This window comes from Mycobacterium sp. (genome assembly GCF_019247635.1).
In the GTDB taxonomy this organism is placed as follows: Bacteria; Actinomycetota; Actinomycetes; order Mycobacteriales; family Mycobacteriaceae; genus Mycobacterium.
In genome coordinates this window covers 67,501-94,356 of sequence record NZ_JAFBAR010000104.1, presented here as the reverse complement: position 1 = coordinate 94,356, position 26,856 = coordinate 67,501, and the positions used below count along the sequence as shown (strand labels likewise).

Below are 26,856 nucleotides of genomic sequence, written 5' to 3'. Positions count from 1 at the left end.
AGAATTGTTTAAACGGCGAACGCCACTCGTCCCGTTTACAGGCCCGCTACCGGCCCGATGACGACGATCGCCGGAGGTCGGATCCCCTCCGCACGGACCTTCCCCGGCGTGTCGGCAAGAGTCGCCCGCAACGTCTGCTGAGCTGCGGTAGTTCCGTGTTGGACCACGAGCACCGGCGTATCCGCAGGTCGGCCCCCCTTTAGCAGAACTTCGACAAAAAGTTCGATGCGTTCCACTGCCATCAGCAAAACAATCGTGCCGCTCAGGGCGGCCAGCGCATTCCAATTCACTAACGATTCGGGATGATCCGGTGCCAGATGTCCGCTGACCACCACGAACTCGTGATTTGTCGCCCTATGTGTGACCGGAACGCCGGCCATCGCCGGCACGGCTATGGCGCTTGTCACACCTGGCACCACGGTGACCGGGACGCCGGCCTCAGCGCACGCCAGCACTTCCTCATAGCCCCGCGCGAACACGAAGGGATCACCCCCCTTGAGGCGGACCACAAACTTGCCGGACCGGGCGCGCTCGATCATGGCCTCGTTGATCGCGTCCTGCGCCATGGCCCGGCCGTACGGGATCTTGGCGGCGTCGATGACTTCGACGTGCGGCGGCAGTTCGGCGAGCAGTTCGGGTGGGGCCAGTCGATCGGCGACCACGACGTCGGCCTGAGCCAACAGGCGACGGCCACGGACGGTGATCAGCTCGGGATCGCCAGGGCCACCGCCCACCAGCGCTACGCCGCCCCGCGCGGCGTCTTCGGCGCTCTCGGCGGTTATCAGGCCGTGCTGCAATGCCTCGCGGATCGCCGATCGGATCGCCGCGGACCGTCGGTGCTCGCCGCCGGCCAGCACGCCCACGGACAACCCTGCGTACGCGAACGACGCCGGAGTAACAGCACTCCCCTCGACCGCGATGTCGGCGCGGACGCAATAGATTCGGCGACGATCGGCCTCGGTGACGACGGCCGCGTTCACTTTCGGGTCGTCGGTGGCCGCGATCGCATACCAGGCTCCGTCGAGGTCGCCGTCGCGGTATTCGCGAACCGACAGCGTGATGCCGTCCATCGCCTCGACCGCGCGGGTGGCGCTGCGGGAGATGACGTGCACGTCCGCGCCGCTGGCGATGAGCAGCGGGAGCCGGCGCTGGGCGACCGTGCCCCCGCCGACCACGACCACCTTCTTGCCCGCCAGCCGCAATCCGACCAGATAGGGGCTCTCGGTCACCGGGCAAGCTTAGTGCGAGGGTGAGCCGCGGCGTTTGCGACGAAGCGGGCCACCGCCTCGGGGGTCGCGGCGGGGTGGGTGTGCAGGTACGCCGCGTGCACGCCGGCGTGCACCGCCCCTTCTAGCAAGCCGTCGCGAACGGAATCCACGTCGTGTCCCCGATAAACCCACGCTGGCTGGTAGCTCTCGGTGAATGTGACTGCGGTGCGGTGGAATTCGTGTCCCACGACCCGCTGCCCCACCGAGTACAGCGCCGAGTCCGCGACCGCGACGGCGTCGCGGTACCCCAACCTCAGGTGCGGGGTGAACCGCGCCGTCCCGCCCAGCACACCGCACATCGGATAGCCGTCGAGTTCGGAGACCAAATAAATGAGCCCGGCGCATTCGGCGTGCACCGGCGCGCCGTTGGCCGCCAGCTCGTTGATCTGTCGGCGCACCGCGTCGTTGCCGGACAGCTCCGCGGCGAACTGCTCGGGGAAACCGCCCGGCAACAGCACCGCGCTCGTCCCGTCGGGCAGTGTTTCGCTCAGCGGGTCGAACTCGACGACTTCGGCACCGGCGGCCCGCAACAGCTCGGCGTGCTCGGCGTAGCCGAAGCTGAATGCCTTTCCCGCCGCCAGCGCGACGGTGGGTCGCCGGCCCGGCACCTCGGCTACCGCGGGATCCCACGACGGGCCAACCGAGCGGGCACCGGCGGCCCTGATGACCGCGCCGAGGTCGACGTGGCGGGCCACCAGCGCCGTCATCGCCTCGACCGCCAGTTGCGCATGACGGCCGTACTCCGCTGCGGTCACCAGACCCAGATACCTTGTCGGAAGCTGCAATTCGTCGGTGCGGGGAATGGCACCCAGCACCGGCACTCCGGTCTGCTCGCACGCCTGTCGCAGCACTTGCTCATGCCGTTGCGACCCGACCCGGTTGAGGATCACCCCGGCTATCCGGATGGTGTTGTCGAACGTGGCAAAGCCCTGCAGCAGTGCGGCGATGCTGTGGCTCTGGCCGCGCGCATCGACCACCAGCAGCACCGGCGCGCCCAGCAGGCCCGCGACGTGCGCGGTGGAGCCTGTCGCCGGGATGGTCGCGGACGGATCGATGCGCCCGTCGAACAGGCCCATCGCGCCCTCGATCACGGCGACGTCCGCGTCGCGGGTGCCGTGCGCGTAGAGCGGGCCGATGAGCCCGTCCCCGACCAATACGGGGTCGAGGTTGCGGCCGGGCCGCCCGGCGGCCAGGGCGTGGTAGCCGGGGTCGATGAAGTCCGGGCCGACCTTGAACGGCGCGACCGCGTGGCCCGCCTGACGCAGCGCGCCGATCAAACCCGTTGCGATCGTGGTCTTTCCGCTGCCCGACGCGGGTGCGGCAATCACCACCGCGGGTGTCACGTCACGACCCGCGAGCGTGCGCCCAATGCCACGCGACACGGCGTGTCGTCGCACCGACACGCTCCCTCGCAAGCGGGAGGTGCCCCCAGCTCGCCAGGAGGCGAGACCGCGCTCACCACTCGATGCCCTTCTGCCCCTTGCGGCCGGCGTCCATCGGGTGCTTGACCTTGGTCATGTCGGTGACCAGGTCGGCGGCCTCCACAAGCCGCGGTGGGGCGTCGCGCCCGGTGATCACCACATGCTGGTGGCCGGGCCTTGCCAGCAGGACGTCCACCACGTCGTCGACGTCGATCCAGCCCCACTTCAGCGGGTAGGTGAATTCGTCGAGCACATAGAAGTCGTGGCGTTGCGCGGCCAGCCGGCGCGCGATCTCCGCCCAGCCGTCGGCAGCCACGGCGGCGTGGTCGGCGTCGCCGCCGGCCGTGTGCGGCTTACGCGTCCAGGACCAGCCCGCACCCATCTTGTGCCATTCCACCGCGCCGCCGACCCCGTTCTGGTCGTGCAGCTGGCCGAGTTGGCGAAACGCCGCCTCCTCACCCACCTTCCACTTGGCGCTCTTGACGAACTGAAAGACCGCGATGTCCAATCCGATGTTCCACGCCCGCAACGCCATCCCGAACGCCGCGGTCGACTTGCCCTTGCCCGCACCGGTGTGCACCGCCAGGATCGGCGCGTTGCGCCGAGCCCGGGTGGTCAAGCCGTCGTCGGGCACCTGGAGCGGATTTCCCTGGGGCATGGACGGTTATCTCTCGCTTGCTCAGGCCACGCTGCGCACGGCCCGCGTGAGATGGTCGGCGTGCAACTGCCCGAGCCGCACGGTCGGCGCGCCAAGCTGGCGGGCCAGCTGCCCGGCCAGCCCCAGCCGCACATGCGACGTCTCACAGTCCACCACCACCGCGGCCACGCCCTAGGCGACCAGTCGGGCCGCCGCGATTCGGCTGCGGCCCAACGGATCCGGCCCCGCGGTGGCTCGGCCATCGGTGAGCACCACCACCAGCGGGCGCCGGGCCTTGTCGCGCACCCTTTCCCGGACGATCAGTGCGCGCGCGGCCAGCAGGCCCTCGGCGAGGGGCGTTCTGCCGCCAGTGTCGAACCGCGCCAGTCGCCGGCCGGCGATGTGCGCCGACGACGTCGGCGGAAGCAACAGCCGCGCCTCGCGCTGGCGGAAGGTGATCACCGCCACCTTGTCCCGCCGCTGGTAGGCGTCGCGCAACAGCGACAGCGTGGCACCGCCGACGGCGGCCATCCGATCCCGCGCTGCCATCGAGCCGGACGCGTCGACGACGAAGATCACCAGGTTGCCCTCGCGTCCCTCGCGGACTGCTCGGCGCACGTCGCCCCGATGGGGACGCAGCGGCCCGGCACCCGCCGCGCGCTCGGCGGCGGCGAGCAGCGTGGCGAATAGGTGCAGCCCGTGTGCGTTTGGGTCGCTGGCGTCGGCGGCCGCCACCACGCTCCCGGAGTTGTTGCGGGCCCGCGACCGCCGCCCCGGCGCGCCCTCACCCACCCCCGGCACGGTCAGTGCGCGGGTGCGGAAGGTCTTCGACGGCGGTGCGCTGGGACGCGGGGCGCTAGGAGGCTGCGAGGTGGGATGCGAATTCGATTGCGGCGCTGATTCATTGGCGGACTGGCCACCGCCGCCCGGCGGGTCGGGTTCGGGCTCGGGGTCACCCTGGGATTCGCCGGCCCGCGCCAGCGCCTCATCCAACTCGTCGCGGTTGATGCCGTGGTCGTCGAACGGGTCGCGGCGCCGTCGGTGCGGCAAGGCCAGCTCGGCGGCCACCCGGATGTCCTGCTCCTCGACGGTGTCGGCAGCCCGCCATGCGGCGTGCGCGGCCGCGGTGCGTGCCACCACCAGATCGGCCCGCATGCCGTCGACGTCAAACGCCGCGCACAGCGTCGCGATGCGGCGTAACTCGTTGTCCGGCAACACCACATCGTCGACAAGTGCCCGCGCGGCGGCGATCCGGCGGGCCAGCTCGGCGTCGGCGTCGGCGTAGCGGTCGGCGAACCCGTCCGGGTCGGCCTCGTAGGCCATCCGCTGCCGGATGACCTGCACCCGCACGTCGACGTCGCGGGAGGCGTGCACGTCGACAGTAAGACCAAACCGGTCCAGCAGCTGTGGGCGCAGTTCGCCCTCCTCCGGATTCATCGTGCCGATCAGCACGAACCGGGACTCGTGTGAATGGGAGATGCCGTCACGCTCGATGTGCACCCGACCCATCGCGGCGGCGTCGAGCAGCACGTCGACGAGATGGTCGTGCAGCAGGTTGACCTCGTCGACATAGAGCACGCGGCCGTGAGCACGGGCCAGCAGCCCGGGCGAAAACGCGTGCTCCCCGTCGCGCAGCACCCGCTGCAGATCCAACGATCCGATCACCCGGTCCTCGGTGGCACCCAGGGGCATCTCGACCAGGCCGCTGTCCGGGCCACCGGTCGCCGCGGCCAGCAACGCGGCGAGCCCGCGCACGGCCGTCGATTTCGCAGTGCCCTTTTCGCCGCGGACCAGGGCCCCGCCGATCTCAGGACGCACGGCACACAGCAGCAGCGCCAACCGCAGCTGGTCGTGCCCGACGATCGCGCTAAACGGATACGGCTTCACGGCTTCGCCAACCGACGGCTGCCCGGCCGCAGCATCGGCACGTGCGGGACTCCGTCGTCGAGAAAATCCTCCCCGTCACGGACGAAACCGTGCTGTGCGTACATCTCCGCCAGATAGGTCTGCGCGTTGATCCGGCATGGGTAGTCGCCCACCTCGGCCAGGGCGGCGCGCAGCAGCCGCGTGGTGTGCCCTTTGCCGCGCGCCTCGCGTTTGGTGCACAGCCGGCCGATCCGGAACACCTTCTCGCCTCCCGCGTGCTCCTCCATCAGCCGCAGGGTGCAAATGACCTCGCCCTCTGCCGTTTCCAGCCAGAAGTGCCGAGTCTCGGCGAGTAGGTCGCGTCCGTCTAGCTCCGGGTAGGGGATGGCCTGTTCGACCACGAAGACCTCCACCCTGAGCTTGAGCAGCTCGTAAAGGGTTGGGACGTCGAGGTCTTTGGCCCAGACGCGGCGCAGCGATTCGGTCATAACGTGCCTAGCTCCAACACCTTGGCGCTCCAAGTGCGCACCTCCTCATATAGGGCCGGCTCGTGAGACAGCTTGGCTCCCAATGACGGAACCATGTCTCTGAGCGTGGGCAGCCAGGCCTGATACCGGTCGGCAAAGCAGCCGTGCAGCACGTCGAGCATGATCGGCACCGCGGTCGAGGCGCCCGGCGAGCCGCCGAGCAGCCCGGCGATGCTGCCGTCGGCCGATCCCACCACGGTAGTGCTGAAGTCGAGCACACCGCCGCGGCGTTTGTCGCGGCGGATCACCTGCACGCGCTGACCGGCCACCGTCGGCTCCCAGTCCGAATCGGTTGCGCCGGGCGCGAATTCGCGCAACACGTCGACCCGATCGGCTTGGGAAAGCCGCAATTGGCCGATCAGATAGTTGAGCAGCGCCAACTCGGTGACGCCCACGCCGAGCATCGACCGCAGGTTGGCGGACCTGACCGACCTGGGCAGATCGGTGCGGTGGCCATGCTTCAAGAACTTCGGTGACCAGCCCGCAAACGGACCGAACACCAGCCACTCCTTACCGTCGACGAAACGCAGATCCAGGTGCAGCGCCCCCAGCGGCGGGGCTCCCGGCGACGGCGAGCCGTACACCTTGGCCCGGTGCGCGGCGGTGAATGTGGGGTTGCGGGTGCGGAGGAACCGGCCGCCGATCGGGAAGCCCGCGAAACCCCTGATTTCCCCGATGTCGGACTTCTGCAGCAACGGCAGCGCGGCACCCCCGGCACCGACGAACACGAATTTTGCGTTCAGGTCGCACCTTTCGCCGGTACGACGATTGGCGACGGCCAACGTCCAGCGGCCGTCGGGCCGGCGCGACAAGTTACGCACCTCGTGCCCGAAGAGCGCGGTCGCGCCGTCGCGCACACAGAACGCGACGAGCTGTCGGGCCAGCGCGCCGAAGTCGACGTCGGTGCCGTCGGCGGCCCAGTTGAGGGCGGCCGGCTCGCGGAAGTCACGCTTGGCGGCCATGAACGGCAGCCGACGGGCAAACTCGTCCGGATCGTCGATGAACTCGGTGCCGGCAAACAGCGGATTGTGCGCCAGCGCACGTTGTCGGCGCCGCAGATAGTCGACCCGCTGCGCCCCATGCACGAAACTGACGTGCGGGACGGGGCGCAGGAAGCCGCGCACGTCGGTCAGGATGCCGTTCTCGACGGCGTAGGCCCAGAACTGCCGCGTCACCTGGAACTGCTCGTTGATCTGCACCGCTTTGCTGATGTCGATCGAACCGTCCGGAAGCTGCGGGGTGTAGTTCATCTCGCACAGCCCGGCGTGCCCGGTTCCGGCGTTGTTCCAGGCATTGCTGCTTTCGGCACCGACCGCGTCCAGTCGCTCGATCAGGGTGATCGACCAGTCCGGCTCCAGCCGTCGCAGCAACGCTCCCAGCGTGGCGCTCATGATGCCCGCGCCGACCAGCACGACGTCAGCGGTCCTGGCTCGCTGTGTCACCGGATTTTGCACCCTTCCTTTGCTGTGCCGATGTCAGGTTATCCCGGCCGAGGTGGGCCCTCGTGTCGACCGCAGCCCCGGGGCTTCGCCGACCTGGCCGGCGCGCCCGGCTGACCGGGCGCGCCCGAACACACTAGGCAGAGCCGGCCCACCCTTTAAGCTGGCCCCGTGACCGCTGGGGTGACTGGCTGGGTGCCCGACGTCCTGCCTGGCTACTGGCAGTGCACCATCCCGCTGGGACCCGATCCCGCCGGCGAGGGCGACGTCGCCGCAACCCTGATCCGACGCGACCCCATCGCCGGGGGCGATCACGCGGTCCTCGCGGTGCACGGCTACACCGACTACTTCTTCAACACCGCGCTGGCCGATCACTTCGCCGCCCGCGGCTTCACCTTCTATGCACTGGACCTGCAGAAGTGCGGCCGGTCGCGGCGCGAGGGGCAAACCCCGCACTTCATCACCGACCTGTCGCACTACGACGCGGAACTCGAACGCGCGCTGGAGGTGATCGGCGAGCAAACTCGTCCGGGCCGTCCCGTCACGGTCCTGGTGTACGGCCACTCCGCCGGTGGACTGATCGTGTCGTTATGGCTGGACCGGTTGCGCCGGCGGCGCCCCAGCGCACCCGCCGGCGTGCGCGGCCTGGTTCTCAACAGCCCGTTCCTGGATCTCCATGGCCCGGCGATCCTGCGCCTGCCGGTGACCTCGGCGATGATTGCCGGCCTGTCGCGGGTGCGCTCCAAGGGCGTGGTCCGGCCGCCCTCCGAAGGCGGTTACGGCACCACCCTGCACCGCGACTACGGCGGTGAATTCGACTACAACCTGCAGTGGAAACCGTTGGGCGGCTTCCCGATCACCCTGGGCTGGCTGCATGCCGTGCGGCGCGGCCAGATGCGGCTGCATCGCGGGCTTGACGTCGGTGTGCCCAATCTAATCCTGCGGTCGGACCACAGCGTGCGGGAAACCACCGACCCGACGGCCATGCAAAGCGGTGACGCGGTTCTCGACGTCACCCAGATCGCCAGATGGGCGGGCTGTATTGGCAACCGCTCCACCATCATTCCGGTAACCGATGCAAAACACGACGTGTTCCTGTCACTGCCCGAGCCACGCCGGATGGCCTATCGGGTACTGGACCTCTGGCTGGACGGCTACCTCAACACCGATAACACCGACGCGCCCGCGTCGTCTGGGAAGGGGTGACAGCGTGGAGACCTACGACATCGCGATCATCGGAACCGGTTCGGGCAACAGCATTCTCAACGAGCGCTATGCCGGCAAGAGGGTCGCCATCTGCGAGCAGGGCACATTCGGTGGCACCTGCCTCAACGTCGGATGCATCCCGACGAAGATGTTTGTCTACGCCGCCGAGGTCGCCACAACCATCCGCGAGGCGTCGCGCTACGGCGTCGACGCGCGCATCGACCGGGTGCGCTGGAGCGACATCGTCTCGCGGGTCTTCGGGCGGATCGACCCAATCGCCATGGCCGGGGAGGATTATCGCCGCTCCACGCCGAATGTCGACGTGTACGGGCAGCACACCGACTTCGGGCCGGTTCAGCCCGACGGTCGCTATCTGTTGCGCACCGATGCCGGTGAAGAGTTCACCGCCGACCAGGTTGTCATCGCGGCGGGCACGCGCGCCGTCATCCCACCGGCCATCCGCGCCTCCGGCGTCGCCTACCACACCAGCGACACCGTCATGCGGATCGCGGAGTTGCCCGAACACCTGGTGATCATCGGGAGTGGTTACATAGCAGCCGAATTCGCGCACATCTTCTCCGCGCTGGGAACGCGGGTGACCTTGGTGATCCGGGGCGGAACGATGCTGCGGCACTCTGATGACACCATCTGCGAGCGGTTCACCCGCATCGCCTCGAGCAAGTGGGAGCTGCGCACCCACCGCACTGTCGTCGGCGCCACCGATCGCGGTTCCGGCCTGGCGCTGGAGCTCGACGACGGTTCCACGCTGGATGCCGACCTGTTGCTGGTGGCCACCGGCCGGATGTCCAACGCCGATCTGCTGAATGCCGAGCAGGCCGGCGTGCAGCTCGCGGACGGCCGCATTGTGGTCGATGAATACCAAAGGACCTCGGCACGTGGGGTTTTCGCGCTGGGCGACGTCTCTTCGCCGTATCAGCTCAAGCACGTCGCCAACCACGAGGCCCGCGTCGTGCAGCACAATCTGTTCTGCGACTGGGACGACACCGAGTCGATGGCGGCCACCGACCACCGATTCGTGCCCTCGGCCGTGTTCACCGATCCCCAGATCGCCAGCGTGGGACTGACCGAAAATCAGGCCATTGCAAGGGGTTTCGACGTGTCTGTCACGATACAAGACTATTCCGACGTGGCATACGGCTGGGCGATGGAAGACACCATCGGGATCGTGAAGCTCGTCGCCGAACGCAACAGCGGATGCCTGCTGGGTGCGCATATCATGGGCCACCAGGCATCCTCGATCATCCAGCCGCTGATCCAAGCGATGAGCTTTGGGCTCACTGCCCCGGAAATGGCCCGCGGCCAGTACTGGATCCACCCGGCACTGCCCGAGGTGGTGGAAAACGCCTTGCTGGGGCTGCGCTAGCCGCTACGCGGCCGCGGATCGTTGCCCAGGTCCTGGCACTGCGGACACAGGCCGTGCAGCGTCAGGCCGGCCCGTTCCGACAGCGCGAACGAACTACCCGCCATGGCGTGCTCCAGTGCCGAGCTGAGCCGGCCCGCCGGCACCTCGATGATCGAGCCGCAGCGGGTGCACACCGCATGGTGGTGCGGGGCGGTCGCCAACCCGTAGGTGGTCACACCGCCGTCCAGGGTCAACGCGTGCAGCACCCCCTGCTCGACCAGAGTGGTCACCGTCCGGTAAATGGTCGCCAGGTCCGGGAGCTGGGCGCCGGGTGGCAGCTCCGCGCGCAGCCGCTGATGGATTTCCGCCACGGGCAGATGGCCGTTGACCGGCTCGAGAACAGCTAACACCTGGATCCGCGAGGCCATCCGCCGCAGCCCACGGGCGCGCAGCAGATCACCGATGCGTTCGGTGACGGCCGGGTCCAGAGCCGACGGCTTCGACGTCACCCGTTCAGTGTCGCGCCGGACACCCGCGATTGCCAGTCTGGCTTTCGGCCTCGCAGCCCGTCTTGCGAGCTACTTGCATCCAGCGTCGCAACGAACCTACAGTCGGCACTGTTGTGTTCTCTCCGATGTTGGAAGGACCGACATGACCAGCAGTGAGCTAGCCCGCCCGTCGTCGCGGTGGTCGCAATTGCGCGATGCCTTGTCGCCGGCGGAGTGGTGGCGGCTCGCATCGATGGCGGCGGTCATTGTCGCGCTCCACCTGATCGGCTGGATCATCCTGGTCTGCGTCGTCGAACCCGAACGGCTCAGCCTGGGCGGCAAAGCGTTTGGCGTGGGCGTGGGCCTCACCGCCTACACCTTGGGCATGCGGCACGCGTTCGACGCCGATCATATCGCGGCCATCGACAACACCACCCGCAAGCTGATGAGCGACGGACAACGCCCGCTGGCCGTCGGGTTCTTCTTCTCACTCGGCCACTCCACGGTGGTCTTCGGGCTCGCGCTGTTGCTGGCGATCGGGGTCAAGGCCATCGTCGGCCCGGTCGAGGATGACTCCTCCACGCTGCATCACTACACCGGGTTGATCGGCACTTCGGTGTCCGGGGTGTTCCTCTATCTGATTGCCATCCTTAACATCGTCGTCCTGGTCGGTATCCTGCGCGTATTCGCGCGACTGCGCCGGGGGGAGTACGTCGAGGCCGAACTCGAACAGCAACTCAACAGTCGCGGGTTGATCAACCGGTTTCTGGGCCGGGTCACCAAGTCGATTACCAAGTCCTGGCACATGTACCCGGTCGGCTTGCTGTTCGGGCTGGGCTTCGACACGGCCACCGAGATCGCGCTGCTGGTGCTGGCGGGGACGAGCGCGGCGGCGGGGCTGCCTTGGTACGCCATCCTGTGCCTGCCGGTGCTGTTCACCGCCGGCATGTGCCTGCTGGACACCATCGACGGCTCGTTCATGAACTTCGCCTACGGGTGGGCCTTCGCCAACCCTGTGCGCAAGATCTACTACAACATCACCATCACCGCTCTGTCGGTGGCCGTCGCCCTGCTCATCGGCAGCGTCGAACTGTTGGGCCTGTTCGCGGGCCAGCTGGGGTGGCGGGGACCGTTCTGGGACTGGCTTGCCGGTCTCGACCTCAACACCGTCGGTTTCGTGGTCGTCGGCATGTTCGTCTTCACCTGGGCCCTCGCGCTGCTCGTCTGGCACTGGGGCCGGATCGAGGACAGGTGGATGTCGCGAGCTTCTGGGTAGCGCCGATTCGGGTCTAGAAACGGGTGTAGAAACGTTTTCATGGCGGTGACCGGCAGTGCATGAACTCTCGCTGTGCGAAGCCATCGCCGACGTCGTCAAAACGCACGCCGACGGCCGCCATGTCGACGTGGTCCGGGTCCGGATCGGCGCTCTTCGTCAGGTGGTTCCCGAATCGCTGTCGTTCTGCTGGACCCTGGTCCGGGATTCCGAGGACATGCCCGATGCCGAGTTGGAGCTCGAGTGCATCACCGCCGAGGTGCGCTGTCGCGCCTGCGGCCGGCAGTCGGCGATCACGTCGGCCTGGTCGATCTGGTGCCCGCAGTGCGACAGCACCGACGTCGAGGTGCTGCACGGCAACGAGTTCTTGGTGACGTCACTGGACGTCTCATGATAGAGGATCCCTCCAGGTGCACGGGGTGTCCGCGTCCTGACAAGCTCCCGTGAAAGGTGTTCAGAATGGGTCGATTTCATCGCCACGACGACGGCACCGCGCACGAACACGAACACCATGACCACGGCCCTCATGGGGATCACGGGGACTTTGGGGCCTACCGCACCGGGACACAGCGCGTCGAGGTGTTGGAGGCCATCTTCGCCGAGAACGACGTTCTGGCGAACGCGAACCGGGCGGCGTTCGAGAGCAACGGCATCCGCACCCTGAACCTGATGAGCTCGCCCGGATCGGGCAAGACGACCGTGCTGCAGGCGACGCTCGAGGCGCTGGCCGCCGAGTTCTCGATCGGGGTGATCGAGGGCGACATCGCTACGGATCTGGACGCCGCCAAGCTCAGCGGCCGCGGGGCCCAGGTGTCACTCCTCAACACCAGCAACGGGTTCGGCGGTGAGTGTCACCTGGACGCGCCCATGGTCAGCCGCGCACTGCCCGCTTTGGACCTGCCGAACCTGGACCTGGTGATTATCGAAAACGTCGGCAACCTGGTCTGCCTGGCGGAATTCGACGTTGGCGAGCATGCGAAGGCCATGGTCTACTCCATCACCGAGGGTGAGGACAAGCCGCTGAAATACCCGGTGATGTTTCGATCCGTAGAAGTGGTGCTACTCAACAAGATTGACCTGGTCCCCTACCTCGACACTGACGTCGACGCCTATGTCGCGGGGGTGCGCGAGGTCAACGCGACGGCAACAATCCTGCCCATCAGCGCCCGCACGGGAGCCGGCATGGCGGCGTGGTTCGGTTGGCTGCGACGGTTCATGGCAGACCTGCCCGCGGGCCACGCCACGGCCTGACCGACACACAGTTGCAAGTGGTTTGCAGAACCCTGCTCCTGCAAATCGCTTGCAGTACAACAAATCATCATTGCGGACAGCCCGATCCGACCTCGGCGCAGACACAGCTGCTGATGATCTAAATGCTCTGCGGGACAACGTCATTAGGCCGAGGGCAACCCACTGTGCAACACCTGTCTACTAGACCGCCGGCGGCGAACCGTTGACAACTCCAAATGGCGGGAGTAGGCCTGAAAACAGCGCCGCGCAAGCGGGCCGACGATCGACTCCGGCGGTGTAGGGGTCATCAGCCCGTCCCCGGAAAGCTGCAGCATGCCAACAGAAGCAGCAGTCAAAGCAGAAGAAACATTGATCCATGTGCTGTGGATCAACGCGGGTCTTAGTTGTGACGGCGATTCGGTGGCGTTGACTGCCGCCACCCAGCCCACCGTCGAGGAGATCGCGCTGGGCGCGCTGCCCGGACTCCCGAAGGTCGCCGTCCACTGGCCCCTGATCGACTTCGAGTGCGGCCCCAACGGTGGGGCGGACGACTTCCTCTCTTGGTTCTTCAAAGCCGATCGCGGCGAATTGGAACCGTTCGTGCTCGTCGTCGAGGGTTCGATTCCCAACGAGAAGCTCAAGGACGAGGGCTACTGGTGCGGGTTCGGCAACGACCCCGCGACCGGCCAGCCGATGACCACCAGCGAATGGCTGGACCGGCTGGCCCCCAAGGCCACCGCGATCGTTGCGGTAGGGACGTGCGCCACCTACGGCGGCATCCACGCGATGGCCGGCAATCCGACCGGCGCGATGGGGGTGCCCGACTACCTTGGCTGGGGTTGGAAGAGCAAGGCCGGCATCCCCATCGTCTGCGTTCCCGGCTGCCCGATCCATCCGGACAACCTGTCCGAGACCCTGACCTACCTCCTGTACATGGCCACCGGCCAGGCGCCGATGATCCCCCTCGACGACGCGTTGCGTCCCAAGTGGTTGTTCGGCAACACCGTGCACGAGGGGTGCGACCGAGCCGGCTACTACGAGCAGGGCGACTTCGCCACCGAATACGGGTCACCGAAATGCATTGTCAAACTTGGCTGTTGGGGCCCGGTGGTGAAGTGCAACGTACCCAAACGCGGCTGGATCAACGGCATCGGGGGCTGCCCGAACGTCGGCGGCATCTGCATCGGGTGCACGATGCCGGGCTTCCCGGACAAGTTCATGCCGTTCATGGACGAGCCGCCCGGCGGCAAGTTGTCGAGCACCGCGTCGGGTCTTTACGGGTCCATGATCCGCGGCCTGCGCGGCATCACCGAGCGCACGGTCGACAAGGAACCGCGTTGGCGCCACAAAGGCACCGAACTCACCACCGGAGCCCGCCGCACCTGGTAGGTCACCTGCTGGCCAACGCGCGTTTCCACCTACGAAGCCATCCGGCGAAGAGAGCAGAATTGCGATGACAACCATCATTCCCGAGCCGACAACATCAAAGCGGGAGCCCGGCCAACTCGTCGAAATGGCGTGGGACCCCATCACCAGGATCGTCGGCAGCCTCGGCATCTACACCAAGATCGACTTCGAGAACCGCGAGGTCGTCGAGTGCCACAGCACGTCGTCGATTTTCCGCGGTTACTCGATCTTCATGAAGGGCAAGGATCCGCGCGACGCGCACTTCATCACCAGCCGCATCTGCGGCATCTGCGGCGACAACCACGCGACCTGTTCCTGCTACGCGCAGAACATGGCCTACGGTGTCAAGCCGCCACACCTCGGCGAGTGGATCGTCAACCTGGGCGAAGCGGCGGAATACATGTTCGACCACAACATCTTCCAGGAGAACCTGGTTGGCGTTGACTTCTGCGAGAAGATGGTCGCCGAGACCAACCCGGGCGCGCTGGCCAAGGCAGAGAAAACCGAGGCACCGCACGCCGACGCGCACGGCTACAAGACGATCGCGGACATCATGCGCTCGCTCAACCCCTTCAGCGGCGAGTTCTACCGGGAGGCGCTGGCGGTCAGCCGGTGGACGCGAGAGATGTTCTGCCTCATGGAGGGCCGCCACGTGCACCCCTCCACGCTGTACCCCGGCGGGGTCGGCACGGTCGCGACCATCCAACTGATGACCGACTACATGACCCGGCTGATGCGCTATGTGGAGTTCATGAAAAAGGTCGTGCCCATGCACGACGATCTGTTCGACTTCTTCTACGACGCGCTGCCCGGCTACGAGAAGGTCGGCCTGCGCCGCACCCTGCTCGGCTGCTGGGGCTCTTTCCAGGACCCCGAGGTGTGTAACTTCGAATACAAAGACATGGAGCGCTGGGGTAACGCCATGTTCGTCACCCCGGGCGTGGTGGTCGACGGCAAGCTGCACACCCATTCGCTGGTCGATATCAACCTCGGCATCCGGATCCTTTTGGGCAGTTCGTATTACGACGACTGGACCGACCAGGAAATGTTCGTCAAGACCGACCCGCTGGGCAACTCGGTGGACCGGCGCCACCCGTGGAACCAGCACACCAACCCGCACCCGCAGAAGCGGGACATGGACGGCGGCAGGTACAGCTGGGTGATGTCGCCCCGCTGGTTCGACGGCAAGGATCACCTGGCGCTGGACACCGGCGGCGGCCCGCTGGCCCGGCTGTGGTCGACCGCACTGGCCGGCCTGGTCGACATCGGTTACGTCAAGGCGACCGGTACCAGCGTGAAGATCAACCTGCCCAAGACCGTCCTGAAACCTCCGGTGGAGTTGGAGTGGAAAATCCCTCAGCACGGCAGCAACACGATCGAGCGTGATCGGGCGCGCACCTACTTCCAGGCCTATGCGGCGGCATGCGCGCTGCACTTCGCCGAGAAGGCGTTGGCGGAGATCCGGGCCGGGCGCACCAAGACATGGGAGAAGTTCGAGGTCCCCGACGAGGGCATCGGGTGCGGCTTCACCGAAGCGGTTCGCGGCGTGCTCAGCCACCACCTGGTGATCCGGGACGGCAAGATCGCCAACTACCACCCGTATCCGCCCACCCCGTGGAACGCCAACCCCCGTGACAGCTACGGCACGCCGGGCCCCTACGAGGACGCGGTGCAGGGTCAACCGATCTTCGAAGAGAACGACCGGGAGCACTTCAAGGGCATCGACGTCATGCGCACGGTACGCAGCTTCGACCCGTGCCTGCCGTGCGGCGTGCACATGTACCTGGGGAAGGGCAAGACGCTGGAGAGACTGCACACACCAACGCAGTCGCCCGTCGGGGAGTGACTCATGGCGGATCGCCCGACCATTTCCTCGGGCCCCTCGAAAAGCCCCGAGGGTGACACGCAGTGGCGTACGGCGGGCGATCGGATCCAGACACTTCTGGACTCCTGCGCGGCGGCTGGGGCCGCGACGCATGAGCGCGCCCAGCAACTGGTGCGCGAGGTAGTCGGGCTCTACGGCGCAGGGCTGGAGAGGATCCTGGCGTTGACTGCCGACCCCGGCCTGGCCGAGCGGCTGGCCACCGACGACCTGGTGGCCAGCCTGCTCCTGGTGCACGGACTGCATCCGCACGACGTGCACCGGCGGGTGTCGGACGCGCTGGACCGGGTGCGGCCGTACCTTGGCTCACACGGCGGCGACGTCGACCTGCTCGAGATCACCGACGGACCCGAAGGCACCGGCGTGCTGCTGGCTTTTAAAGGCAGTTGCAAGAGCTGCCCCTCCTCGGCGGTGACGCTGGAACTTGCCGTGCAGGACGCGGTGCGCGCCGCGGCGCCGGAAATCACCTCGATCGACGTGGTGGCGGCTGCAGTCGATACCGCACCCAGCGCCACCGTGATTCCCGCCGAATCGCTGCTGGCGCAGCTGCATTCGAACGGACACCGCCCCGCCAACTGGCATCCGCTGCCCGAGGTGGCCGCGCTGCAGCCGGGTGAGGTCGCGGGGTTCTCGGTGGCCGGCAACGCCCTGCTGGCGTGCCGGGTCAGCGATCGGACGTTCGCCTATCGCGATCACTGTCCGGTGTGCGACGACTCGCTGGCGGGTGCGACGTTGCGCGACGCACTGCTCCAATGCCCGCGCTGTCATGGGCATTTCGACGTGGTACACGCCGGCGCCGGGCCCGACGGCGCGCACTTGGAGCCGCTGCCGCTGCTGGTCCGCGACGGAGAGCTGGCGGTGGCGCTGCCCGAAGCGATGGGAGCCCCGGCGTGACGAGTCCTTACGACGTGCTGGCCCGGATCACCAGCAACCCGCGCTCCCCGGAGCCCGCCGGGGAGCGGTGTGAGATGTGCGCGGAGGCGATCGCGGACGAGCATCAGCACGTCGTGAATGTGGCTGGCCGGCAACTGATGTGCGTGTGCCGCGCATGCTATCTCCTGTTCACCGACACCAACGCGCAGCTGCGCTACCGGGCGGTGCCCGACCGGTATCTGGCATTCCCTGACTTCGCGTTGGATCGCCGCGCCTGGGAGGCACTCCAGATCCCCGTCGGCGTGGCGTTCTTCTTCACCAACTCCGAGCTGAAGCGCACGGTCGCCTTCTACCCCGGTCCGGCGGGCGCGACCGAGTCCGAGCTGGACCTCGACGCATGGCACGCGATCGGCGGCGCCGACCCCCGCGTTGGGCTGCTGGCCGATGACGTCGAGGCGCTGCTGGTCCGAATGCCTGAAACCGGTGATCCGCAAACCTATCTGGTACCGATCGACGCCTGCTACGAGTTCGTCGGGCGGTTGCGCATGCTGTGGCGCGGCTTCGACGGTGGTCAGGAGGCGCGGCAGTTCATTGACGGCTTCTTTTCCCAACTCGCGACTCGTGCCACGGAGACACGCGGATGAGCGAGCAGCCGATGGAGGTGCGCTTCGCCGTAGTGGACGTGGCGCCCGAACCCTACGCCGTCAGCCCGGTCCTGACCGCTCGGGTACGCGTCGCCACCGACGGGGAGGACCCGGTGCACGCCATCGCGCTGCGCTGCCAGGTCCGCATCGAACCGCTGCGCCGTTCCTACACCGACGACGAGGCCATCGGCCTGGCCGACCTGTTCGGCCCGCGGGAACGGTGGGCGAGCACCCAACGCACCTTTCTGTGGCAGCACTGCACCGCGATGGTCCCGGGATTCGCCGGCAACACCACGGTCGCGTTGCCCCTCGACTGCACCTACGATTTCGAAGTCGCGGCCGCTAAGTACCTGCATGCGCTGCGCGACGGCGTGCTGCCGCTGCAATTCCTGTTCAGTGGCACGATCTTCGTGAAGTCCGAACGCGGGTTCTCCGTCCAACAGGTGTCCTGGGACTGCGAGGACCGCTACAACATGCCCGTCGCGGTCTGGCGCGACCTGATCGCCCAGCACTATCCGAACTCCGGCTGGGTGCGGCTGAGCCACGAAACCATCGCCGCGCTGGCCGATTACAAGTCGGCGCGTGGGCTGCTCGACCTCGACCATGCCGTCGGCGCGCTGCTGTCCGAAGCGTCCCAGCGGGAGCCGGCGCAATGACGTCGACCTGGGACCGTGCCCGTGCCGTCGCCGACGCGGTGTTGTACGAAGGGTACCTGCTGTACCCCTACCGCGGGACGTCGAGCAAGAACCAATCCCGTTGGCAATTCGGCGTTTTAGGGCCGCCCGGGGCAGCCGCGGCCGGCCTGGGCGAAGACGACTCCCTGGGGGCCGAGTTCTTGGTCGACGGTGCCCGGGCGCTCACCGTGGTGGTGCGGTTTCTGCAGCTGCAGCACCGCCGGGCCGAACGCGAATCATCCGGTGGCGGCTTCGAAGTCGTCGACGAACTGAAAACCCCGTCCGGCTCGTGGCTGACCTGGGACGAGGCCGTCGAATGTGAAATGTCTTTCGGTCCCCTGGCATTCGACACGCCCCACACGATGCCGGTTGCGGCGGCCACATCGACCGACATCGAACGCCTGGACGGTGGTCGTCTGGTGCGCGAACGCCAGGAGGTCCGTGGCGAGCTGAGGGTCTCCAGCGAACCGGACGGCGACCTATGGCGCGTTTCGGTGCGGCTTGCCAACGTGGGGGCCGAGGCATCCGACAAGCAGGACGCGATTGCCCGGTCCATGATCGGGGCGCATCTCATCGCTGAAGTGGTTGGGGGACAGTTCGTCTCGCTGCTCGAGCCGGGGGACGGCGCCGTCGGTGCGGCATCCCGGTGCAGCCAGCACCGCTGCTTCCCGGTGCTGGCCGGGCCGCCGGGGACCCGGGACATCCTGCTGGTGTCGCCGATCATCCTGTACGACCATCCCGAGGTGGCCGAACAGAGCAACACCGCCCTGTACGACTGCACCGAGATCGACGAGATCCTGACGCTACGTGTGATGACGATGACCGACGAAGAGAAGGCGCAGGCGCGGGCCACCGACCCCCGGGCTGCCCGAATCATCGACCGGTGCGATGCGATGTCGCCCGACGACATGGCGCGGTTGCACGGCGTGCTGCGCGATCCGCACGGCGTTGCGGGCTTGGTCCCGGAGATCCCCGAGGGGCTCGACTGGTGGGATCCGCTGGCCGACAACGCGGTTCGCCCCGAGATCGACGCGGTGCTGGTCAACGGAACCGCGGTGGCCCGCGGCAGCCGGGTCCGGCTGCGCCCGAGACGCAACGCCGATGCGCAGGACATCTTCGTCGCGGGCAAGACCGCCAAGGTCACCTCGGTTCACGAAGACGTCGAGGGCAACAAACACGTCGCGGTGGTAGTCGACGACGACCCGGCCGCGGAGTTGCACGACTGGTACGGCCGGTATCTCTACTTCTCCCCCGACGAGATCGAACCGCTGGAAACTCAACAAACACCTGGAAGGAGTTCGACATGGATATCTTAGGTTGGATATTCATCGGCATCGTCGCGTTGGTCCTCGGGGCAGCGGTGCTGATGGGAGTCGCTTCCCTGCCGGATGCGCGCCGCTACCTCAAGCTCCGACGGATGTAGTCCGCCGGGCAGGGCCATGACAGCTCGCATCTTGGTGGCCGGGATCGGCAATATCTTCCTCGGGGACGACGGATTTGGCTCCGAGGTGGTCCGGCACGCCGAGATCCCGCAGGACGATTCGAGTGTGCGCGTCACCGACTATGGCATCCGAGGCATGCACCTGGCCTACGATCTGCTCGATGGCTGGGACACGCTGGTGCTCGTCGACGCGATACCCAGTCGCGGCAGCCCGGGCGCCTTGCATGTCTTTCAAGCCGATCACGAATCAGACTCTGGCACAACCGATCTGGACGGTCACAGCATGGACCCGGCAACTGTGTTCGCCAGCCTGCGGGCGCTGGGCGGCACCCCGCCCTACACGGTCGTCGTCGGATGCGAGGCGAAAAGCGTCGAGGAGGGCATCGGTCTCACCGAACCCGTCGCCAACGCCATCCCCCGGGCCGTGCGCGCGGTCGAGGAGATCGTCACCGCGTTGCAGGCTCCGGCGCGCGAGGAGTGCTGAATCATGTGCCTGGGCATACCCGGTCAAGTGATCCGGATGCTGGAGGGTTACGAAGGGCAATTGGCTCTGGTCGAGGTCACCGGCGAGCCGCGCAGGGTCAACGTAGGCATGCTGCCGGACGAGACGTTCGAACCCGGCGACTGGGTGATCATCCACATGGGTTTCGTTGTCGAGAAGACCGACCGGGACGGGGCCGAGCAGGCGCTGGCCGGCCTGGAGCTAATGGGCCGGGGCCGCATGGATCCGGGAGACGGTTGAGATGACCGTTGAGATAACCCAGTCCAGCCCCCCGCCCGTGCGGTCCGACGACGTTCGGCAGCGTTTCACGGTGACCGGTGTCGTGCAGGGAGTTGGGTTTCGCCCGTTCATCCACCGTATGGCCAGCGAGTTGGGCTTGACCGGGTTCGTCGGGAACGATTCCGGCGCAGTCTTTCTCGAGGTCCAGGGGGACGGTGCACGCGTCGAGGAATTCGGGCATCGCCTGCGGGGCGAGGCCCCACCGCTGGCGCGGATAAGCCGCGTGCGCATCGTCGATGTCCCGACCGTGCATGAGGGTGAGTTCCGGATCGTCGCCAGTGAGGCCGTCGCCGGGGTCGCAACACCCATTCCCCCGGACATAGCGGTGTGCGACGCCTGCGTCGCCGAGTTGTTCGACCCCCACGACCGCCGTTACCGCCACCCGTTCGTGACGTGCACCAACTGTGGGCCGCGCTTCACCATCATCCGCGCGTTGCCTTACGACCGTCCCGCCACCACCATGTCCGGCTTCGCCATGTGTGAGCGGTGCGCCGCCGAATACCACGATCCGGCCGACCGCCGGTTCCACGCCCAGCCGATCGCCTGTCCGGACTGCGGACCGTCGCTGTGGTTCCGGTCGGCGGCCGGGCGGATCACCGGATCCGATCCTGCGCTGGCCGCAGCCCAACAAGCGTTGACGGCCGGGTCCGTCGTCGCGATCAAGGGGATCGGCGGGTACCACCTGGCGTGTGCCGTCGCCGACGAAGCGGCGGTTCGCGCGCTGCGGGCCCGAAAGGCGCGCGGTGCCAAGCCGTTCGCGGTGCTCGTCCGCGACCTCGATGTGGCGCGCCGCTTCGCGTATCTGGACGACACCGAGGCCGCGGTGCTGTCCGACCCGGCCCGGCCGATCGTGTTGCTGCGCCGACGCCCGGACGCGCCCGTCGCCGACGCCGTCGCGCCGGGCAGCCCGCTGCTGGGGCTCATGCTGCCCTACTCCCCCGTCCATCACCTGCTGCTGGCGCGCGTCTCCGATACGGCCGCGAGCAGACGCGAAAGCACCCGCACGCACGGCGTGTCGGGTGCTTTCGCGTCTGCTCGCGCCGTCGACGTTCCCGACGCGCTGGTGCTGACCAGCGCCAACCGGTCCGACGAGCCCATTTGCTTTACCAGCGAGGATGCGGCAGAACGCCTTTCGGCGCTGTGCGATGCGGTCCTCGATCATGACCGTCCCATCCACGTGCCCTGTGACGACTCGGTGGTACGCGTGGTCGACTTTGATTCCGCGAGCAGACGCAAAAGCACCCGCACGCACGGCGTGTCGGGTGCTTTTGCGTCTGCTCGCGCCACCGTGCCGGTCCGCGCCACCTTACCGGTCCGCCGGTCGCGCGGATATGCGCCGCTGCCGATCGAGCTCACGCGGCCGGGCCCCGCTGTGCTTGCCGTGGGCGGCGAGCTGAAGAACACCTTCTGCCTCACCGACGGCTCGCGCGCCTACACGTCGGGGCACATCGGCGACATGGGCAGCTGGGAAACGCTGCGCGCCTTCGAACAGGCCGTGCGCCAGCTCACCGAAATACGCGGCACACCAGTTCGATTGGCCGCCGACCTGCACCCGGGGTATCACATCCGCGGCTGGGCGGAGCGCCATGTCGGCGATCGCCCCCTGGATCTGGTCCAGCACCACCACGCGCATGTGGTATCGCTGCTGGCCGAGCACGGGCGCCTCTGCGAACCCATCGTCGGCGTCGCCTTCGACGGGACGGGTTACGGCTGCGACGGGACGATCTGGGGCGGCGAGGTTCTCACCCTGGGCCGCGATAGTCATCGCTTTGTCCGCGCCGGCCACCTGCTGCCGGTGCCACTGCCCGGAGGCGACACCGCGGTGCGCAATCCGTGGCGGATGGCGCTGTCGCAACTCTGGATGGCCGGCATCGACTGGTCGGCGGACCTGGCGCCGGTTGCGGCGGTGACACCCGCGGAATTGCGGCTTGTCCGTTCGCAATTGGACAGCGGTGCACGATGCGTCCCGTGCTCGAGCATGGGGCGGCTGTTCGACGCGCTGGCTTCCCTACTGGGAGTTCGGCACCGCATCGACTACGAAGGCCAGGCCGCTATTGAACTCGAGGTGCTGGCCGAATCGGCCCGCGTTGCCGAGCCATTGAGTTTCACGGTGCGCCCCGACGGGGTGATCGATCCGTCGCCCGTCGTGCGCTCGGTGGTCTCGGCGCTGCGTGCCGGGGCGCAGCCGGCGGCGCTGGCGGCGGGTTTCCATCACGCGGTCGCGCAAGCCGTGGCCGACGTGGTCAGCGAGGTGGCCGGGTCGGTGCGATTGGTGGGGCTCACCGGTGGCGTGTTCCAGAACGTGCTGCTGTTGCGAGCGTGCCGTAAGCGGTTGCAGTTGGCCGGGTTCGAGGTGTTGACCCACTGTGTGGTTCCACCCAACGACGGCGGTCTGGCGCTGGGTCAGGCTGCCATCTCCATGCTGCGGGCATGCGAAGAGGAGCATTCGTGAGCACCGCGAACGCGATCGATCGCGGATTGAGCGCCGAGCTGGTGGCCGACCTGGCCGCGGCTGCTTTCACATTGGCTCGGCGATTCGCAGCGGGCGCCACCATGTGGTCCATCGCGCCGTCGTTGGAGCCGCACGCGCTGCACATCGCGGTCGAGTTCGTGCATCCGGTGATCATGGGCAAACGGGCGCTGCCGGCGGTTGCGCTTACCGGGCCCGATCTGGTGGATCTGGCACGAGTGTCGGTGCGGCCCGGTGACATTGTCGTCGCCGTGTCCGGGGCGGACCAGCCCGAGGTGCGCTCGGTGCTGCGCCGCAGCCCGGCCTGGGGCGCCACCACGATCTGGATCGGCAGCGGCGAGCGCCCCAAAGCAGGTGCGGCAGAACACGTTCTGTGGCTCGACGACCCAGATCCGCAGGTGCCAGCAACCGGTGGCTTCGTGTTGTTCTACCACTTGTTGTGGGAGCTGACGCACGTTTGTTTCGAGCACGCGGGGTTGCTGAAACCCGAATGTGCCGAACCCGTGTGCGTCACCTGCAGCGACGAGGGCCGTCTGGGCGAGGTGATGACACCCGCGGTCGACGGGTTGGCCCCCATACGGACCGCACGGGGCATCGAGAACGTGGTGACGACGCTGATCGAGCCGGTCAAGTCCGGCGATCTGGTGCTGGTGCATGCCGGAACGGCGCTCGCACGCGTCGACGACGAAGATCCCGGCATCGCCGGGATCGCAGGAGCGGCGCCATCGAGCCGAGTTGTCGAGGAGGACGAGTGACGCAGCAAGAGCCCACCGACTTCCTGTACCCGTTCATCGACGCTCGGGAAGACGACGCTGAATCGCTGCTCGCCGACTTGGCCGCGTCCGCGCAGGCGAAGGCGGCCGAAAGCCTGGCGCTGCGCCGCTCCACCCTGGACGCCAACGCCCAACGGCTGCAGACGGCCGGCGCCGAGCTGGCGCACCGCTTCGCGGCCGGCGGACGGCTGTTCACGTTCGGAAATGGCGGCAGCAGCACCGATTCCACCACCTTGGCGGGACTGTTCGCCCGGCCACCGATTGGCAAGCCTTTACCCGCCTGGTCGCTGACGGCCGACCAGGCGATCCTCACCGCGCTGGGCAACGACGTCGGGTTCGAGCTGGTGTTCGCCCGGCAGTTGATCGCGCGCGCCAAAGAAGGGGACATTGCCATCGCGATGTCGACCAGTGGCAACTCGCCCAACCTGCTGACGGCGCTGGCCGAGGCGCGGCGACGCGGCCTCTACACGGTCGGCTTTGCCGGCTACGACGGGGGCGCGTTCGTAGACAACCCGAATGTGGACGCCTGCTTCGTCGTTCGCTCGCAAAGCGTGCATCGGATCCAGGAAGCGCAAGCCCTGGTGGGTTATCGGCTGTGGTTGGCTACGCACGAGCACCTCGGCGAGCGAGGTATGGGGGCCGCATGAGCAAGTCAGCAGACGGATACCTCTCCTCAGGGCCACGTTTCGGCGAGGGTCAGGTAATCGAGCGCATCGAGTCGTTCCGCCGGCGGCGCCCTCGGTTGCTGGACGACCATGTCACCCTCGCCCACGGAGCGGGCGGCAAGGCCTCGGCCGCGCTGGTCGATGCGGTGTTCCTGGAGGCGTTCCGCAATCCACAACTGGAGTCGCTCGGCGACGGCGCGGTGCTCACCCTGCCGGGCGGCGAACGGATCGCGATGTCCACCGACTCATTTGTGGTGCAGCCCAGGCGTTTTCCCGGGGGCTCGATCGGGGAACTCGCCGTGCACGGAACGTGCAACGACCTGGCGATGACGGGCGCGGTGCCGTCCTGGATCTCGGCGGCGTTCGTCCTCGAAGAAGGCTTCCCCATCGCCGAGCTGAAGGAGATCGTCGCCGACATGGCGACCGCGGCCGCTAAGGCCGGCGTGCAGATCGTCACGGGCGACACCAAGGTGGTGCCCAGGGGCGCGGCCGACGGATTGTTCATCACCACCACGGGCGCGGGCGTCATACCCGCGGGCCGGCGGTTGTCGGCCGAATCCGTGCGCACCGGGGACAAGGTACTGCTGTCCGGCACCATGGGCGATCACGGGATGGCCGTCATGCTCGCCCGGGGTGATCTTGCCATCGAGGCCGACATCGATTCGGACACCGCGTCGGTGAGCCCGCTGGTAGAAATCCTGATGGCGGCCGCGCCATCCACCCGTTGGCTGCGCGACGCGACCCGGGGCGGGGTGGGCACGGTCTGCAACGAACTGGCTCAGGCCTGCGGCCTCGGGGTCCTGCTCTTCGAGGATCGACTTCCGGTGCGGCCCATGGTCAACGGCGCGTGCGAGCTGCTCGGTATCGACCCGTTGTATGTGGCCAACGAGGGCAAATTCGTGGCGGTCGTCGCGCCCGAGGAAGCCGACGCGGGGCTGGCCGCGGTGCGGTCACATCCGTTGGGCGCCGACGCCGCCGAAGTTGGGGAGATCGTCACCGAGCCGGCCGAAAGCGTCGTGCTACGTACCGGATTCGGCGGGACCCGCATCGTCGACATGCTCGTCGGCGATCCGCTGCCCCGGATCTGTTAGGAAGGAGAAGCTCATGTGCCTGGGCATTCCGGGCCGGATCGTCGAGATCACGGACCCGGCAAACTATCTGGCGAAGGTCGACGTCAGCGGGGTGCGGCGGACCATCAGCGTGCGCCTACTGGAAAACGACATGCCCGAGCCCGACGACTGGGTGTTGGTCCACGTCGGCTTCGCGATGGCCAAGATCGACGAAACCGAAGCGTTGCTCACGCTGGCGGCCATCAAGAAGCTCGGTGATGCGTATGCCACCGAAATAGCAGCCTTCGACTCGTCGGCGATTGTGTGAGGAACCGCAATGAAATTCGTTGAAGAATTCCGTGATCCGGCCGCGGCGCGCAAGCTGCTCGGCGCCATCGAGCACTTGGCCGGCGAGGGTGACCATTTCAAGTTCATGGAGGTGTGCGGCGGACACACCCACACGATTTACCGCCACGGCATCGAACACCTGTTGCCGGACAACGTCGAACTCGTGCACGGCCCCGGCTGTCCGGTGTGCGTGATCCCAATGGGACGCGTCGACGACGCGATGTGGCTGGCGAGCCAACCGGGCGTGATCTTCACCTGCTTCGGCGACATGATGCGCGTGCCGGGTTCGTCCGGCAGCCTGCTGGACGCAAAGGCGCGCGGCGCCGACGTGCGGTTCGTCTACTCCCCGCTGGACGCGCTGAAGATCGCCACGGACAACCCGGATCGCCAGGTGGTGTTCTTCGCCATCGGATTCGAGACCACCGCCCCGTCGACCGCCGTGACATTGGTGCGGGCAAGGGATCTGGGGCTGCCCAACTTCAGTGTGTTCTGCAACCACGTCACGATCGTGCCGCCGATCAAGGCCATCCTCGAGTCGCCGGACCTGCGCCTGTCCGGCTTCATCGGTCCCGGGCACGTCTCGACCGTGGTGGGCAACCGGCCCTACCGCTTCGTGCCGGAGGTGTACCGAAAACCATTGGTGGTGGCGGGTTTCGAGCCGCTGGATATCCTGGCCTCGGTCGCGATGCTGCTGCGTCAGATCCGCGAAGGCCGCTGCGAGGTGGAGAACCAATACAAGCGCGTCGTACCCGAACAGGGCAACCCCGCGGCCTTGGCGCTGATGGGCAAGGTGTTCGCGTTGCGCCCGCACTTCGAATGGCGTGGACTGGGCTTCATTTCGCAGAGCGCGTTGCGTCTGCACGACGACTTCGCGGAGTTCGACGCCGAACTGCGATTCGCGCTGCCAGGGGTGCGGGTCGCCGACCCAAAGGCCTGCCAATGCGGTGAGGTGCTCAAGGGCGTGCTCAAGCCTTGGGAATGCAAGGTTTTCGGGACGGCTTGCACCCCGGAGACCCCGATCGGGACGTGCATGGTGTCGCCCGAGGGGGCGTGTGCGGCCTATTACAACTTCGGCCGCATGCACCGCGAGGCGGCCAAGCTGGTGGGGTCTTCCGGGCGGGGCTAGCAGCG

General features: G+C 67.4%; 26 protein-coding genes and 1 pseudogene. 20 read left to right on the top strand and 7 right to left on the bottom strand.

Translation table 11 applies throughout. The features are described from left to right. Positions 1-35 precede the first annotated feature (35 nt). The 6 genes and pseudogenes from cobA to mqo form a co-directional block, all read right to left on the bottom strand. Complete coding sequence (cobA, locus tag JO236_RS17305; protein ID WP_293332974.1) at positions 36-1,229, bottom strand: uroporphyrinogen-III C-methyltransferase; 1,194 nt, start codon at positions 1,227-1,229, stop codon at positions 36-38. Next, the gene (locus JO236_RS17300; RefSeq protein ID WP_293333212.1) at positions 1,226-2,611 is read right to left on the bottom strand and encodes a cobyrinate a,c-diamide synthase; all 1,386 of its coding nucleotides are present in this window, start codon (positions 2,609-2,611) and stop codon (positions 1,226-1,228) included. The genes cobA and JO236_RS17300 overlap by 4 nt, the downstream gene beginning before the upstream one ends. A gap of 112 nt (positions 2,612-2,723) precedes the next feature. Further along, positions 2,724-3,347, bottom strand: a complete 624-nt coding sequence (cobO, locus tag JO236_RS17295) for a cob(I)yrinic acid a,c-diamide adenosyltransferase (protein ID WP_293332970.1) — start codon at positions 3,345-3,347, stop codon at positions 2,724-2,726. A 21-nt stretch (positions 3,348-3,368) separates the two neighbouring features. Further along, positions 3,369-5,213, bottom strand: a pseudogene (locus JO236_RS17290) (VWA domain-containing protein). Next, positions 5,210-5,680, bottom strand: coding sequence for a GNAT family N-acetyltransferase (locus JO236_RS17285; RefSeq protein ID WP_293332967.1), 471 nt, complete (start codon positions 5,678-5,680; stop codon positions 5,210-5,212). The pseudogene JO236_RS17290 and the gene JO236_RS17285 overlap by 4 nt, the downstream one beginning before the upstream one ends. Then, positions 5,677-7,161 carry a malate dehydrogenase (quinone) gene (gene mqo, locus JO236_RS17280; RefSeq protein ID WP_293332964.1) on the bottom strand — a complete coding sequence of 495 codons (1,485 nt, stop codon included), beginning with the start codon at positions 7,159-7,161 and terminating at the stop codon, positions 5,677-5,679. The genes JO236_RS17285 and mqo overlap by 4 nt, the downstream gene beginning before the upstream one ends. A gap of 180 nt (positions 7,162-7,341) precedes the next feature. On the opposite strand from mqo, the gene JO236_RS17275 reads away from it, so the two are divergent. Next, complete coding sequence (locus JO236_RS17275) at positions 7,342-8,364, top strand: alpha/beta hydrolase (RefSeq protein WP_293333209.1); 1,023 nt, start codon at positions 7,342-7,344, stop codon at positions 8,362-8,364. A gap of 4 nt (positions 8,365-8,368) precedes the next feature. Further along, entirely contained in the window at positions 8,369-9,748 is a 1,380-nt protein-coding gene (gene mtr / locus JO236_RS17270; RefSeq protein ID WP_293332961.1) for a mycothione reductase, read from the top strand. Here the strand turns inward: mtr and JO236_RS17265 are convergent. Beyond that, positions 9,745-10,236 (bottom strand): Fur family transcriptional regulator, encoded by a 492-nt coding sequence (locus JO236_RS17265; RefSeq protein ID WP_293332958.1) that lies wholly within the window; start codon positions 10,234-10,236, stop codon positions 9,745-9,747. The two genes, mtr and JO236_RS17265, sit on opposite strands and share 4 nt — an antisense overlap. A 142-nt stretch (positions 10,237-10,378) precedes the next feature. Here JO236_RS17265 and JO236_RS17260 point away from each other — a divergent pair, with 142 nt between their 5' ends. The 18 genes from JO236_RS17260 (at position 10,379) to hypD (ending at position 26,851) form a co-directional block, all read left to right on the top strand. Next, positions 10,379-11,491, top strand: coding sequence for a HoxN/HupN/NixA family nickel/cobalt transporter (locus JO236_RS17260; protein WP_293332955.1), 1,113 nt, complete (start codon positions 10,379-10,381; stop codon positions 11,489-11,491). Positions 11,492-11,546: 55 nt separating this feature from the next. Next, positions 11,547-11,882, top strand: a complete 336-nt coding sequence (locus tag JO236_RS17255) for a hydrogenase maturation nickel metallochaperone HypA (RefSeq protein ID WP_293332952.1) — start codon at positions 11,547-11,549, stop codon at positions 11,880-11,882. A 65-nt stretch (positions 11,883-11,947) separates the two neighbouring features. Then, on the top strand, positions 11,948-12,739 hold the full coding sequence (hypB, locus tag JO236_RS17250) for a hydrogenase nickel incorporation protein HypB (protein ID WP_293332949.1): 792 nt from the start codon (positions 11,948-11,950) through the stop codon (positions 12,737-12,739). A 312-nt stretch (positions 12,740-13,051) separates the two neighbouring features. Further along, complete coding sequence (locus JO236_RS17245) at positions 13,052-14,107, top strand: hydrogenase expression protein HypE (RefSeq protein WP_293332946.1); 1,056 nt, start codon at positions 13,052-13,054, stop codon at positions 14,105-14,107. A 64-nt stretch (positions 14,108-14,171) separates the two neighbouring features. After that, positions 14,172-15,971: a nickel-dependent hydrogenase large subunit gene (locus JO236_RS17240; protein ID WP_293332943.1), complete on the top strand. Its 1,800-nt coding sequence runs from the start codon at positions 14,172-14,174 to the stop codon at positions 15,969-15,971. A 3-nt stretch (positions 15,972-15,974) separates the two neighbouring features. Continuing rightward, the gene (locus JO236_RS17235) at positions 15,975-16,901 is read left to right on the top strand and encodes a NifU family protein (protein ID WP_293332940.1); all 927 of its coding nucleotides are present in this window, start codon (positions 15,975-15,977) and stop codon (positions 16,899-16,901) included. Continuing rightward, the gene (locus JO236_RS17230) at positions 16,898-17,524 is read left to right on the top strand and encodes a DUF5947 family protein (protein WP_293332937.1); all 627 of its coding nucleotides are present in this window, start codon (positions 16,898-16,900) and stop codon (positions 17,522-17,524) included. The genes JO236_RS17235 and JO236_RS17230 overlap by 4 nt, the downstream gene beginning before the upstream one ends. Next, positions 17,521-18,180 carry a DUF6084 family protein gene (locus JO236_RS17225; protein WP_293332934.1) on the top strand — a complete coding sequence of 220 codons (660 nt, stop codon included), beginning with the start codon at positions 17,521-17,523 and terminating at the stop codon, positions 18,178-18,180. The genes JO236_RS17230 and JO236_RS17225 overlap by 4 nt, the downstream gene beginning before the upstream one ends. Continuing rightward, positions 18,177-19,514 carry a hypothetical protein gene (locus JO236_RS17220; protein WP_293332931.1) on the top strand — a complete coding sequence of 446 codons (1,338 nt, stop codon included), beginning with the start codon at positions 18,177-18,179 and terminating at the stop codon, positions 19,512-19,514. The genes JO236_RS17225 and JO236_RS17220 overlap by 4 nt, the downstream gene beginning before the upstream one ends. Next, positions 19,502-19,621: a DUF6893 family small protein gene (locus tag JO236_RS22545; RefSeq protein WP_416362273.1), complete on the top strand. Its 120-nt coding sequence runs from the start codon at positions 19,502-19,504 to the stop codon at positions 19,619-19,621. The genes JO236_RS17220 and JO236_RS22545 overlap by 13 nt, the downstream gene beginning before the upstream one ends. A gap of 16 nt (positions 19,622-19,637) precedes the next feature. After that, positions 19,638-20,123: a hydrogenase maturation protease gene (locus tag JO236_RS17215; RefSeq protein ID WP_293332928.1), complete on the top strand. Its 486-nt coding sequence runs from the start codon at positions 19,638-19,640 to the stop codon at positions 20,121-20,123. Between the two features lie 3 nt (positions 20,124-20,126). Continuing rightward, positions 20,127-20,381 (top strand): HypC/HybG/HupF family hydrogenase formation chaperone, encoded by a 255-nt coding sequence (locus JO236_RS17210; protein ID WP_293332925.1) that lies wholly within the window; start codon positions 20,127-20,129, stop codon positions 20,379-20,381. Position 20,382: 1 nt separating this feature from the next. After that, positions 20,383-22,872, top strand: coding sequence for a carbamoyltransferase HypF (locus JO236_RS17205; RefSeq protein WP_293332922.1), 2,490 nt, complete (start codon positions 20,383-20,385; stop codon positions 22,870-22,872). Then, positions 22,869-23,645, top strand: a complete 777-nt coding sequence (locus JO236_RS17200; RefSeq protein ID WP_293332919.1) for a hydrogenase assembly protein HupF — start codon at positions 22,869-22,871, stop codon at positions 23,643-23,645. The genes JO236_RS17205 and JO236_RS17200 overlap by 4 nt, the downstream gene beginning before the upstream one ends. Next, positions 23,642-24,310, top strand: a complete 669-nt coding sequence (locus JO236_RS17195; RefSeq protein ID WP_293332916.1) for a D-sedoheptulose-7-phosphate isomerase — start codon at positions 23,642-23,644, stop codon at positions 24,308-24,310. Before JO236_RS17200 ends, JO236_RS17195 begins: the two co-directional genes overlap by 4 nt. Further along, positions 24,307-25,419: a hydrogenase expression/formation protein HypE gene (gene hypE, locus JO236_RS17190; RefSeq protein ID WP_293332913.1), complete on the top strand. Its 1,113-nt coding sequence runs from the start codon at positions 24,307-24,309 to the stop codon at positions 25,417-25,419. The genes JO236_RS17195 and hypE overlap by 4 nt, the downstream gene beginning before the upstream one ends. A 13-nt stretch (positions 25,420-25,432) precedes the next feature. Further along, positions 25,433-25,705, top strand: a complete 273-nt coding sequence (locus JO236_RS17185) for a HypC/HybG/HupF family hydrogenase formation chaperone (RefSeq protein ID WP_293332910.1) — start codon at positions 25,433-25,435, stop codon at positions 25,703-25,705. A 9-nt stretch (positions 25,706-25,714) separates the two neighbouring features. After that, complete coding sequence (gene hypD, locus JO236_RS17180) at positions 25,715-26,851, top strand: hydrogenase formation protein HypD (protein WP_293332907.1); 1,137 nt, start codon at positions 25,715-25,717, stop codon at positions 26,849-26,851. The last annotated feature ends 5 nt before the right edge of the window (positions 26,852-26,856 follow it).